We start from the raw sequence: 12699 nt of genomic DNA, 5'->3' as shown, positions 1-12699 counted from the left end.
TGACAACCAAGGAATACAACAATGTCTCTAATTTTAGCAGGTGATATTGGTGGCACCAAAACACTATTGGCTATTTTCAAAAGTCAAAATAACGGCAAACTTGAAGAACTCTGCAAAAAAAGCTATCCAAGTAATAGCTATACGAATTTCAACAGCTTACTTAAAAACTTCATCAGCGAGCATAGCTCGCTAGCAGATAAAGTTATCACCGCAACCTTTGGAGTTGCTGGACCGGTCCTTGATCAACGCTGTATGACAACCAAACTACCGTGGATTATAAACGCCATCGAAATTTCCAATGAATTTCAAATTCCAAATGTGCATCTTTTGAATGACTTGGAAGCAACTGCTTATGGAATTTTAACCCTTAATCATTTCCACAGCCTAAACCCTAATGCTCAAGAGAAATCCGGACACTTTTCGGTTATCGCGGCGGGAACAGGACTAGGCGAAGTTACCGTATTTTTTGACGGCCGCGAATACCACACAATGCCAAGTGAAGGAGGGCATTGCGATTTTGCGCCTCAAACACCTTTAGAAGATCAATTAATCGCATTCTTACGAAACCGTTTTAAAGGGCATGTCAGTATGGATAGGATTCTATCTGGTGATGGATTTGGAAATCTCTATGACTTTCTTAAAAGCATTAATTTCGCTCCAGTAAATCCCCCCCTAGAAGAACGAATGAAACAAGAAGATAGAAATGCTGTTATTAGCCATGCTGGCTTACATAATGAAGACCCACTGTGCACCGAAGTCATGAAACTTTTCTGCCGAATTTATGGAGCTGAAGCTGGCAATTTGGCACTAAAAGCTCTGCCATTTGGGGGAATTTATATCGCAGGCGGCATTGCAAAAAAAATTCGTCCCGCCCTTGAATCCGGTATTTTCATGGAAGGCTTTCTTGACAAAGGAAGGCTTTCACATTCGATCGAACATATCCCTATTCGCCTCGTTGATAATGAAGAAGCTCCGCTTCTTGGAGCTGCAAATTTTGCTTCTAAACAAATATAAAACTTCATACTGTTTTATCGGTCTACTTACCATAGAGTACTTTACAAAGACAACTCACACTGCGATCCCATTATGCTGTTCACTTATCAGCAGTAGTTTCACAAGGTAAAAAAGAAAAATAACTGACACTACTTTATGAAAGCTTTTCACCTAGAACTCTTCTGCGCATCAACCCCCAAGCCTTCAAAAACAGATTTTCCCCTTCCAAATTTACAACCGGAAGCCTCTTTATTTTCAAATAAGCTTTATTATTTTCTAACCAAACATTGAACAACCTTTCAGCAAGAAAACCAAAGACTCTTGTTTGATATGGCCCATACTCTTTATAAGGAATCCTTTTTTCCAGTTTGAAAAGCAAATTAAATAACCACTCCGCATATTCATTAAAATGCTTTTTATCCATTAAGAACATGTTATACAAAGACAAACACCTCGATTGAAACACTTTTTCAAATGCCTGAAGATATTCAGGAGCTTCCTGACTAATCACTTCCTCAAGAACGTTCACATCACTTATATAATGCGCCTTTTCATAATGAGATCTAATAGTTTCGATAAAATAACAACGACGCCTAGGTACGATTACATCAAAGCTTTCCATTAATGTGGCAAGGTCAAGTGAAGATGCAATACTTAAATTTTTGACCTTTAAACTTCTGTCTAAAATCGGTTTAAAGTACCTTCTGTAGTGAACCAAGCCGAAAATATCTGCCTCTTGGTTTTTCCATAACCAATACAGCCCAGTCAACTCGCAGAATGATTTGTTCAATAATGAAATATTATCTCCCGTTTCATCGCCGACAACGTCATAATCGGCTTTACTTAACGCCTTACCGACTTGAACAGGAAAATATCCCTTATCTTCTGGAAACTCATAATCCTTATGAGAAGCCACCATAATTTTGATTGATTGATTCTTCATTATATTGGCTCAACAAAAAAAACAGGCACTCTTTGCCCTTGCTCACGAGCTGCAAGAAAAGCCCTTGCTGCACGCATAGCTTCTTCAATAGTCACATCCATATCTAAATATCGATAAGTTCCAAGTCGACCTATAAATGAAATATTTTTTTCTTTTTTCGCAAGTTCAACATATCTTCGTAGCATACTTTGCTCACCTACCAAACGTATTGGGTAGTAAGGTATATCTTTTTCTCCACACTCACGACTATATTCTCTAAACGCAACCGTCTTATCATGCTCTTCCCAGGGAGAAAAATACTTATGTTCTGCAATACGGGTAAACGGCACATTTTCATCACCATAGTTCATGACAGCACACCCTTGAAAATCACCTTCCTCTCGAATTTCTTCAAAATCTAGCGTCCGATACCCCAACCTGCCCTCTTGATAACCAAACCACTCATCAAGAGCTCCGCTGTAGAAAACATGATGATATTCTTTAATATCATCACGATTAATTTTACAACTCAAACTAACTTCAATATTGGGATGCTTTAAAATGTTTTCAACCAGATCGGTGTACCCATCTTTTGGCATCCCTTGAAACTTATGGTTAAAGTAGTTGTCATCATAATTAAATCTCACCGGCAACCGCTTTAAAATACTCGCGGGTAAAAGCGAGGGCTCTAACCCCCACTGTTTTTTGGTGTAGCCTTTGAAAAAGGCTTCATACAAATCCTTACCCACAAATCTCAAAGCTTGCTCTTCAAAGGTTTGAGGGTTATCAATCGATCTGTCGCCTAACTGCTCGATAAATTCCACCGCTTCTTTTGGCGACAATGCTTTTTCAAAAAACTGATTGATGGTATGCAAATTGATCGGTAACGAATAAACCTTATCGTTTACCGTTGACTTCACCCTGTTTATATAAGGCATAAATTCTGCAAAATTTTTAACAAAACGCCATACCTCTTCATTATTTGTATGAAAAATATGTGGCCCATATTTATGCACCATGACACCTGTTTCTTCATCTCTCGCTGAATGGCAGTTACCGGCTATATGGCTCCTAGCATCAACAACAGACACTTTATAACCAGCTTCGCCTAGAAGTCTTGCGATGACCACGCCGGAAAGCCCAGCCCCGACAATTAAGATCTTTTGTTTATTCATTATCAATGTTTACGTTTTCCAAAAAAATTTGAGTTTCATTAATTCGCCTTTGAACATAGCGCTTATACAATACAGTAATTACCGGAGATATTATGGATACTGGCATTAAACAAATTAACCAAACCCACCAACGCTTAGCTCCAATAAGAAATTCTAAAACTTTCTTGTATTTCTCATAGTCTCTAATTGACAACTGTCCCAAACCCCTCAAGACTAACACCCCTTTAATACTAACAATTCCCGATTTTTGCCAAAGCGCCTTGACAGCAATAATTTTAGATTCAGCTGAATATTCAAGTGGTAAAGAAAAAATAGTATTAACCCAATTCTCTCCAAAAATTTCTAGCATTCTTGAATACCAACTTGGTAACTCGTCATCAACACGCAAAGTTGTAACCATCTCTTCTTCATTCCACAAAACCGATATAGAATCACAACTAGCTAAATACTTAAACACACTGTCTACATGAACAAAACCGGCATCATAGTAACTGCGAAACTCTGCCTTTTGGACAGCATCTTGACTAAAAATCAGTGAACTTATAAACGTCATATGCCATGATAAGTCTCGTAACAACTTATTAATATCCGAATACTTACTGTCCAGCTTTTCAAACACTTGATTTCTGGTATTAACCACCACAAGCTGACTGCTTGATTGCTTCAACTTTTCAACTAACGCATCAAAATGCTCAAAAATCAAATAATCATCATCACCCAATAACCAAGCATACTTAGCATTTTCTGGCAACTTCAGGACTAGTTCAAAGTTCTTATCAGGTCCCAAATTAGAGTAATTTCTGTGGTAGAAAATATTTCCATATTTCTCTGAATATTGACTAACGACATCTTGTGTTCCATCTTCACTTGCATTGTCGCTAATATAGATAGGAATCCCATACTTTGCTAACTTAGGCGCGTGATACGCTAAGCTTTTCTCTAGCTTATCTGCTCGATTATAAGTCGGAATACAAATGGCTAATAAATCACTCAACTTTATGCCTCCATGTATTTAAAATTTTTACCGCCCATAATGCAGCGACCAAAGAAGACGCTAGATATCCAATGAAATACCATTCATTAAAACTAGTATTTACCCCCCCCCATAAAACAATCAAACCAATTGTGCTGGAAACAATTGACATAACGCCAAACGGCTCTGACTTATGTGCTCTTATGTAGATTGCAACGGCATAAACAGATATCTGAAGACCGAAACCAACCGCTAAAAATAGCAAGTTAATATCTGTCAGCAACCTTTGGAAAATAAAGAAATTTGGGAATATTTTTATCGACACGAGTAAAACCAAAGACATTAGATAGAATATGGCAATAGACTTGATCCAACTTTTTTTCACGGTCATTGAAGCAAAACCCTTCGTGCCTTCTGCCACACTTCCGACAACCTTAGGAATAATTGAAACCAAGAAGACATTTGAAAAATTTTGTAATGCTATAAATACATTCAACGTCATACCTGCAAACCCTGAGGCAACAGGCCCTGCAATCATGTATACCAATGGCACAATAGCATGAGTGCCTAAATACCCCCCTGTCCAACTCATAGATGTTCTTCTAAACAAAGGCAAAAACTCTTCCTTTAACTGAGAAACGTTCATCTCTTGGCCAGGAGGAATAAAAACAAACACACAGGGCCGGACCCATTTAATTCCAATTAAAACAATCAAAACACCAGTAAACATCCCTAAGGCCAGTGCTTCAACCCCCTTTAGATAGAGCAACCCGGCCGAAGTAACAACAAAGGAAATGATATAAACCAACCCCCTTGAGAAATGAGCAAAAGCCACATCTCCTTCACCCTCTATATAGGATAGGAAATAATTAAGGTAGAAAAAAAATGCCAAGGACGCAATATAGGCAAACCAAACCAGAATAGCTGTCTTATGGACATGCTGTGTCAATAAGATTGCCGACCCAATGAAAAAAATGAGCGGAAAAACTAGTCGTATAACCTTGTTTCTCCATGCCTGAGTAAAAGCTGTAACCTCTTCTTTACTATGCCCGCTGTTAACCTTTGCGTGGCCGGAAAAAGTCAATACCAGCTGTAAAAACCCCATATCCGCTAGGCGACTCATTGCGCCTAGCGCCATAAGGGTAAACCAAATTCCTTGGCCATATTCCGTTAAATTGAGAGGAACAAAAACTAGAAGTGATCCACCATATAACATAGTGGCACTTTGAGAAAATAAAACTGAGATTGTACTTCGTGAGGTATTCAAAACGCCTCACTCTTCATTATCAAAGTTGATTCTTTCCTTGACAAAAACCAATGGCCTATTCAAAACTTGAGTATAAATAGCGCCAATATATTCACCAATAATACCTATGAAGAACAGCATAACTGAAAACATAAAAGAAACAAGGATCATAAGTGGCGCAATTCCCAACGACATTTCATCCCAGTAAACCAACTTCAAAACGCCATAAATAAACCCAATAATTAGGCTCAAAAAAGCTGCGACAGCACCTGTAAATATCGCTAATCTCAATGGAACTTTAGAATTACTGATAATTCCCAATATTCCCATATCATATAAGCTATAAAAATTATTCTTTGTAATCCCTCTTGCTCTCATAGGCTGTGCATATGGCAGCTTATAGACTTTAAAACCTGCTTCAGCCAACATCCCCCTGAAAAAAGGATATGGGTCGTTCATTTGCTTAAGTGCTTTAATGACCTTTCGATCAAACAACCCAAATCCTGTAAAATTTTTGAAAATGGGGACCTCTGATAAACGGAACAATAACTTATAATAGGCTTCACGAACTTTAAACATTAAACCGCGCTCTTCGCTATCAGCTTTAATAGCTAAAACCAAATCGTAACCTTCTTCCCATTTTTGCACAAATTCAGGTAACATCTCCGGCGGATCTTGCAAATCTGCCACCAAGGAAATAACTGCATCACCGTCCGCATGAAGTAAAGCATAGCTCGGTGACCTTACATGCCCAAAATTTCTCGAATTCACAATTATTTTTATACGTCCATCCGATTGCGACTGCTCTTTTAATAGGGCAACGGTATTATCTTCTGACGCATTATCAATGAATATGTGCTCATAATCGTAGTTGGATAAGTCAGTTGACATCACTATTCTTACACGATCAATAAGCTCTTCAACATTTTCTTCCTCGTTGTAACACGCGGTAACAATACTAATTTTTTTCACACATTTACCTGATTAAAAACATATTTTTTATTTAAAACAAAAGATAGCAAAGCTAAAGGGATCAACAAAATCGCTCCAGCAATATACTTATTATAAAGACCATATTGCTCCATTCCCCATAAACCGAGTACGTTAATAACATATATAACGGTATATACTGCAATAAAATGAAATATCCTAGAATGATCTCTATGTCCAAAGACCAGCCTACCAATTGTCTTAAAGTTAAACAAGACTCCAAGAATCGTTGCTAATAAAACAGATATTGGATAGTAAATCCCTAAATATATGAAATATGAAAATAACGAATAACCAAAAATTGTATTAAGAATCCCAACTAAAATAAAACTTATTATTCTTTTATCAAATATATTACTCACCACAATACTTATTCCTAAATTATTTTTGTTGGAACCCTTCAACCTTAAACTGGTTGCAACCTAATTGTGAATTGTAAATTTTGAATTGAGCATTGGGTTGCACAAAGATATAAACACCATCATCTGAGTCTTTAAAATAATTATAATCATATTGAACATGATTCACCCCGCTGACAACTGATAAACCGCCTAAGCATTTACGACCTGCTACTGGTGTAACCTTAAAGATTGTCGAGCTATTGGAATGATTAACGAGCATCTCATTCGCGACACCATTGCTCTGACTCATTTTAAAAAATGTTTTCTTGAACAATTTTTTACTCAGAAAAATCCTTTCCCTATATTGCTCAAACACGTCTTTTGGCCTAAAAAAATAAGCAATCAAAATATATTCATTGGCTACAATACCACCAAGGTCAGTCCATTTTGAAAGAAAGTCCTTCCCCCCCGACTTGTCTACATACAAATCTGGAGGATTCTTTCTCAACATATTCAATTGGCTTGTTCGTAGCTCTGGACGCCCCATATTATATGGCATAGTAAGGTCTTCGGCATAAGGCATTTTAGGTCTATAATTTGTATTAGATAAAAATAAAAAAGGATACTGACTAAAAGTTGAAACTGTTCTGTGATGTATCCTATTAGTCACTGCTAACAACCTTTTAGGAGTTGCATCCATTGCAGCGCCAGTTTTCAGTAGAACCGAAGGGAAGTAATACAACTTGTACCCTTTGTACATGAATGCAACACTTGGTAGCACAAAAATAAAGACTAACAATCCAACTAACAATAACCAATCCACAAACAATAACGAATTCTTTCGTGCTCCAGCAAAATTATTTATATAGCTCTCAAACTTCTTAAAGATATTAACAATTGACAAACTACTTAACACGGTTAGACAAACAATTATAGGCTGAATGCTATAGGATGCAGTCTTATTAATGATAATTTCAACTACAACAAAAGCCGGTAAAACAATATATTTTATAAAATTAATTAAATTGCTCTCAGTCTTAAAAAAGTATGATGTTAGGCCCAGTACTACTATAGGATAATATTGAAAAAGGTTATATGGATATGCGTAATAACCCGATGTTAAACGGTGTAAATTTTGCTCTAAACGCTCTAAAGAAAGTAGACCTCCAGAATACCGAAACCCCGCACCTGAGTGAAGCATATCAAAAAAGTACGTAGACCAATTGCCATATGCGGTAAGTAAAATCGCATTTATTGATAGCGCTAACGCTGCTGCTAATGAAAAACCAATTAATTCTTTCCACTTAATTTGATTCCTATAAACCTGGCTTAAAAAATAAACAAAGACTGCCAAAAGAATAAAAATAAATGGTTCTCGGTTAATGGCGGCCAACCCCAGCAATACCCCTCCGTATAAAGTTCTATAACGAATTTCTGAGAACCATACATGTATAAACAATAATACTAAAAATAATGAAACGACAATTGGCGTCCTGCCCAAGTCTAAGGTTACTTGGGGAGAATATAAAAGCAGAGTCGCTACAGATGCCAAAATAAAAGCCAAGAAGGGGTAACCACTCTCTTTTTTTATAATAAAGTAAAGCAACAGAGTTACACCTATATAGAAGGCCCAATAGTAGAGTCTAACCAACTCAAGTGATGGACCAAACACCTTCATAAGCCCAGCCATTAGGTAAATACTAATTCCATTGGTTGCCACGGGAATATCTGTGTGCAGTATAGCTCCATTAGCTATTGATTTAGCCAAAAAGCCATAAAAACCCGTATCTTCAGAGATGGGGAAATATAGAAAAATATACAGGTATAGACTATGGATGAGAACTAATAAAAAAGGTAACAAACCTTGTTCATAGAAGCTTCTTTTCCCAAAAAACAAACTTTGACCTTTCACATTACCCTCTCTTTCTATTTACAGTAATAGACAGTTTACTTTAGAACATTAAACTTGGTTGAACGCTAAAAATCTTCGGTCTGGCTTCAAACTCAACTCACGCACCTTATTATAGAAATTGATGAATATAACTAAATAAAGAAGAAAGAATGCTACTGGCCTTAAAACCATACCGATATAAAGTACCCTACCAAAATAAACCTCTGACTGAGACAGAACAGAAACAGTATCATAGATATTTCCTGTATCAACCAAAATAAAGCTTGTCGGAAGGACTGCTAAAAATAATAAAAAACGTGATGCCTTTGTCTCCACAAGTAGTTTTATAAAAACAAATAAAAGAACGAAAACATATCCACCTGCATTAGAGACAATCATCATTATCAACATCAGTAGCAATAATGACAGGTATGCGGCTAGTTCTCTGCGCTGATTAGCCGAGCCGTAGGTAAATAACGCGACAGCAAGTGCGTAAATACTCAGAACCAACACCTGGAACGTCCAGTTTACAATCTCCAACAGCTGAGAAAAATTGGTAGCTACAATGCTCGTACTAACTCCCATTTTGTAATGTGCTGCTGCGAGTAAACCCTTGAATGAATATGAGAAATAGGCCCACTCATAGTATCGATCGCCTGATGAAAACGAAAAGATGTTTGATAAAAGAGAATACCAATCTGGAGCATCAATAATGGTTGCTGAAATCTGGTTCACCACAATAAAGAAAAAAAGTGAAAGGAATATCTTCCAGAAATCTTTCATTAAAAACAGAACAAACACCAATGCAATCAAATATATTTTAAGTGAAATCGCTAACGCAAAAAACAATGAAAACAATAAGTTGTTTCTGTAATTAAGAAAAGCAATCACTAGAAAAAAATAACAAAAAATTATTAAATTACCTCTCTCCAAAGCATATAGCATAGGTGCCGATAAAAAAATTATCGCTAAAGCGTAACGATAATTTTTAGATAGTCTTATGAAATCCTTGAGGAAAATCACACTTACCAGAGGAATAAGAGTTAGCACAAACACTTTCCAGGCATAATCTCTGTACACTAATGCATTAGAAAACACATCCACCGGCATGAATACTGACAATAATTTCGCCAACAGAAAAGAAAAAGGCGGATAAATCGAGCCCCATACGTAGTACCTTCCTGGGTCATCGGACCATCTAAGGACATTAAAAAAGTCCATAAACAGGTCATTTCTATTATAAAAAAAAGGCGCTGGAAGGTAAGAATTAGAAAGGAAGAAATACCCTATATAACAAAATGCCAAGATGTAAAAAGCGGTATAGATTCTTATTTCATTCGTTTTCATGCGAAGCATTGTTATCCTTCTACGCTTCTGGGCCCATTACGGAGGGATAACAACAAAACCCCACACAAACTGACAAACAAAACCAGTGGATTTAAGAGTGTTTCAATGGACACATTGTTTATGTAGAAATAGCCTTTGGGAGACAACACAAAAATAATGGCAAAAAGAATAATGAAGTCTTCGGTTGAAAGACTCATTGTACTTCTAAAATAAATCAACAAGAAACCAAACAAAAAGAGCATGTGATATGTTGTAAAAATAGGAGTTCCAAGTACATACAAAGCTGAGATAACGAAGAAAAAATGCACCAATTTAATTTTTCGCTTCCAATACAAAGCCATTGAAAAAAGTCCAAGCATTCCAGTTGCCAGCATTATTCCCAAATTTAACTGTTTTAAAGTATCCAAAGAAAGGGCTATATTAAAAATGCTATAAAACCACCTCACTCCACCATAGAATGAATTGTTATACTGACTTCCTCCGTTTCCATAAACATAATTTTGAACGTACGAGGAAACGCTTGTAAAAAAATTAAATATCTCAAATTTGGCTATGAAATGACGAACCAACTCACCTACAAGCACCCATTCAAAAAATGCGAGCGCAATTGCCAAAATTAAATACTTAGCGCCTTTTTTAACGCCATACACAAGAAACAATGCAGAAAAAATAATCCCATTCAGTCGGATATTAATCAACAAACTAAAGCTAAGAACAGTCCATTTCCAATACTTTGGATTCAAAAGTAATACAAAAAAAGACATTAAAAGCATGGATCCGACAAAAGAAAATATATGACCTCGAGTCAACATAAACAAAACTGGATAACTCGCCAACATCAATAAAGAGACTACTAAAGCTTTTCTCCACTCTCTAATAAAAACGTAGTTAAAAACAAAAACACTGGATGCTACCAAGACATAAAAAACTTTAACTGCCGCAGCAGGCGAAAAATGGAAAATTATCTTATTAAAAAAGAGTGCTATCGTGACGTAAAAAGGCAGACCAGTTACATTAGGCTGATTATCAGGCCTATAAGGGTTGTATTGATAATAATTTTTATAAATAGCATCCCAGCTTGCCACATCTAAGCCTGAATTATAGGGTGAAAATGACATCGCATATTTGACTAAATCAGCATGAATATCCGCTGGAAGAAACATCATTGAAGTCAATTGGTAATTTGTAACTCCGTACGATACTGCAAGGGAATTGAATAACGCGTTTACCATAAATAAAAAGGTTACAAGAATAAAAGGTAACCACACTGAATCAAGTGTATAGGCTTGAGGATAGCTGGTTTTCATTTAGTCAATACCTATGAGGTTTTCAATCATTTTTTATAATTAAAATGCGGAGGTAAGCGAGAAATAAACCTAATAGCATGCCTATAACCACTGTAGCTGTAATAATAATTGGTTTATTCGGAGACACAGGCTTTCTTGAGACATCAATTGGCCCAACCAACTCCGTTGGAGATACAATTTCAAAGCCATGTTTTTCAAGTCGGGAATATATCTTCTGGTAACGTTCATTTATTACTTCAAACGCTTTTCTAACCTTTTCTTTAGCTTTATCAGGCGTCTGCGCTGTTGCAGTTATATACAATATCCCCTCAACTTTCTTAGGGTCAACCTTAATGGTTGCGGGTACAATTGCATCTAAAATCTCTTTTGTTTTCAAAGCTTTTTCTATCTCATTATATGGAACGTCCCCCTGAGAAGAAATTTGTTTTTCAGTGGTTTTTGCTCCTTTTATTACAGTCATCACCTGAACGACTGCTTTCGCTCCATAGAGATTTGGCAGTTGTACCAAATAAGACATTCCAATTAATATTACTACTAAAGTAACAACTGAAATCAGTTTGTATTGCGATTTAAAATCTTTGTACAAACGGGCAAAATCAACACTTTCTTTGTTATCAATATAGTCTTCCATAGACCCTCTATTTCAAAGCTTTTGAGCCAAAACCAACCGAGACCCCCCAACAGGAAAGTTAACTCCGGCTTTAATAAAAAATAATTCTACTTTCATTACCATTTCAAGAATCTTATCAAGGATTGGCGGTAAAGAAAGCTCCTCTCCAACCTCCACTTTCCGGTTTTTTTTAGTTATTCTTATCATCATCATTGGCAATAGAAAAGTAACAAATGACGTTGTTCTAACTATTTTGAACCCCCCTTGTTTTAACTTTTCTTGCAGTTCATTCCTCGTATAACGTCTTTCATGACAAGCTAGCACATCCATCTGACTCCAAAGCAATGGATGTTGAGGCACCGTTAAGATAACAAACCCTCCGGGCTTCAAAGCTTGATACATTTGCTGAAATACAGCCTTATCCTCTTTTATATGCTCGACTACGTCAAATGCACCTATTACATTAAACTCTTCATAATAAGGGATTTTTCTTGCATCCATCTGAAATAATGTAGTATCTGACAACCTATTTTTTGCTTGCTTAAGACCTGCAATGAATATTTCACTTCCATAAGTTTTAACATTGGGGAATGCTTCTTTGATTGCTCTCAATACATATCCGGTTCCACATCCCACCTCTAAATAAGAACTCATATTGGTGCAATATTTTTTCAACATCCAAACCAGAATCCGGTTTCTTGATCTAAACCAAAAACTATCCTCTTCAACTTGAGCTAAGTGGTCAAAAGAATCTGCCTCAAAGCCACCACCATCCTCAGCAAACTTTTCAGCATAAGCCTCAAAACCGTCAATAAATTTATATTCAAAATTACAAGCTGGGCATTTTAGTAAAGTTGACTCATATTTCTCACCACATTTAAGACATAACTTCATTCAACAAGCT

The 12699-nt window shown here is 36.5% G+C and carries 12 protein-coding genes; 1 reads left to right on the top strand and 11 read right to left on the bottom strand.

Annotated features, from left to right (window positions below; all coding sequences use genetic code 11):
* Positions 1-21 precede the first annotated feature (21 nt).
* The gene (gene glk, locus N745_RS0102655) at positions 22-1014 is read left to right on the top strand and encodes a glucokinase (protein WP_024850593.1); all 993 of its coding nucleotides are present in this window, start codon (positions 22-24) and stop codon (positions 1012-1014) included.
* A 133-nt stretch (positions 1015-1147) separates the two neighbouring features.
* Here the strand turns inward: glk and N745_RS0102650 are convergent, their stop codons facing one another.
* The 11 genes from N745_RS0102650 to N745_RS0102600 are packed head-to-tail and all read right to left on the bottom strand — an operon-like array spanning position 1148 to position 12689.
* A complete protein-coding gene (locus N745_RS0102650; protein ID WP_024850592.1) occupies positions 1148-1936 on the bottom strand; it encodes a DUF4422 domain-containing protein in 789 nt (262 codons plus the stop codon).
* Positions 1936-3090, bottom strand: a complete 1155-nt coding sequence (gene glf, locus N745_RS0102645; protein WP_024850591.1) for a UDP-galactopyranose mutase — start codon at positions 3088-3090, stop codon at positions 1936-1938. The genes N745_RS0102650 and glf overlap by 1 nt, the downstream gene beginning before the upstream one ends.
* Complete coding sequence (locus N745_RS0102640; RefSeq protein WP_024850590.1) at positions 3083-4084, bottom strand: glycosyltransferase family 2 protein; 1002 nt, start codon at positions 4082-4084, stop codon at positions 3083-3085. Before N745_RS0102640 ends, glf begins: the two co-directional genes overlap by 8 nt.
* Positions 4077-5279 (bottom strand): hypothetical protein, encoded by a 1203-nt coding sequence (locus N745_RS0102635; protein ID WP_024850589.1) that lies wholly within the window; start codon positions 5277-5279, stop codon positions 4077-4079. The genes N745_RS0102640 and N745_RS0102635 overlap by 8 nt, the downstream gene beginning before the upstream one ends.
* Positions 5280-5336: 57 nt before the next feature.
* On the bottom strand, positions 5337-6281 hold the full coding sequence (locus tag N745_RS0102630; RefSeq protein WP_024850588.1) for a glycosyltransferase family 2 protein: 945 nt from the start codon (positions 6279-6281) through the stop codon (positions 5337-5339).
* The gene (locus tag N745_RS0102625; RefSeq protein WP_024850587.1) at positions 6278-6664 is read right to left on the bottom strand and encodes a GtrA family protein; all 387 of its coding nucleotides are present in this window, start codon (positions 6662-6664) and stop codon (positions 6278-6280) included. Before N745_RS0102625 ends, N745_RS0102630 begins: the two co-directional genes overlap by 4 nt.
* Positions 6665-6680: 16 nt before the next feature.
* Positions 6681-8552 carry an ArnT family glycosyltransferase gene (locus N745_RS0102620; protein WP_024850586.1) on the bottom strand — a complete coding sequence of 624 codons (1872 nt, stop codon included), beginning with the start codon at positions 8550-8552 and terminating at the stop codon, positions 6681-6683.
* Positions 8553-8600: 48 nt separating this feature from the next.
* Positions 8601-9878, bottom strand: coding sequence for a glycosyltransferase 87 family protein (locus N745_RS0102615; protein WP_157833736.1), 1278 nt, complete (start codon positions 9876-9878; stop codon positions 8601-8603).
* Between the two features lie 11 nt (positions 9879-9889).
* Positions 9890-11185, bottom strand: a complete 1296-nt coding sequence (locus tag N745_RS0102610; protein ID WP_024850584.1) for a hypothetical protein — start codon at positions 11183-11185, stop codon at positions 9890-9892.
* A gap of 22 nt (positions 11186-11207) precedes the next feature.
* The gene (locus N745_RS0102605; RefSeq protein WP_024850583.1) at positions 11208-11816 is read right to left on the bottom strand and encodes a Wzz/FepE/Etk N-terminal domain-containing protein; all 609 of its coding nucleotides are present in this window, start codon (positions 11814-11816) and stop codon (positions 11208-11210) included.
* A 12-nt stretch (positions 11817-11828) separates the two neighbouring features.
* The gene (locus tag N745_RS0102600) at positions 11829-12689 is read right to left on the bottom strand and encodes a methyltransferase domain-containing protein (RefSeq protein WP_024850582.1); all 861 of its coding nucleotides are present in this window, start codon (positions 12687-12689) and stop codon (positions 11829-11831) included.
* Positions 12690-12699 lie beyond the last annotated feature (10 nt).

Origin of the sequence: Hydrogenovibrio kuenenii DSM 12350 (genome assembly GCF_000526715.1) — a bacterium.
Classification (GTDB): domain Bacteria; phylum Pseudomonadota; class Gammaproteobacteria; order Thiomicrospirales; family Thiomicrospiraceae; genus Hydrogenovibrio; species Hydrogenovibrio kuenenii.
Note: the sequence above shows the minus strand (reverse complement) of the source record. Positions and strands in the feature narration are given on the sequence as shown.

Bases quoted from the DNA above. Each gene is read 5' to 3' on its own strand.
- glk (WP_024850593.1), top strand. From the start codon at position 22: ATGTCTCTAATTTTAGCAGGTGATATTGGTGGCACCAAAACACTATTG.
- N745_RS0102635 (WP_024850589.1), bottom strand. From the start codon at position 5,279: ATGTTATATGGTGGATCACTTCTAGTTTTTGTTCCTCTCAATTTAACG.
- N745_RS0102605 (WP_024850583.1), bottom strand. From the start codon at position 11,816: ATGGAAGACTATATTGATAACAAAGAAAGTGTTGATTTTGCCCGTTTG.
- N745_RS0102610 (WP_024850584.1), bottom strand. From the start codon at position 11,185: ATGAAAACCAGCTATCCTCAAGCCTATACACTTGATTCAGTGTGGTTA.
- N745_RS0102650 (WP_024850592.1), bottom strand. From the start codon at position 1,936: ATGAAGAATCAATCAATCAAAATTATGGTGGCTTCTCATAAGGATTAT.
- N745_RS0102600 (WP_024850582.1), bottom strand. From the start codon at position 12,689: ATGAAGTTATGTCTTAAATGTGGTGAGAAATATGAGTCAACTTTACTA.
- N745_RS0102615 (WP_157833736.1), bottom strand. From the start codon at position 9,878: ATGAAAACGAATGAAATAAGAATCTATACCGCTTTTTACATCTTGGCA.
- glf (WP_024850591.1), bottom strand. From the start codon at position 3,090: ATGAATAAACAAAAGATCTTAATTGTCGGGGCTGGGCTTTCCGGCGTG.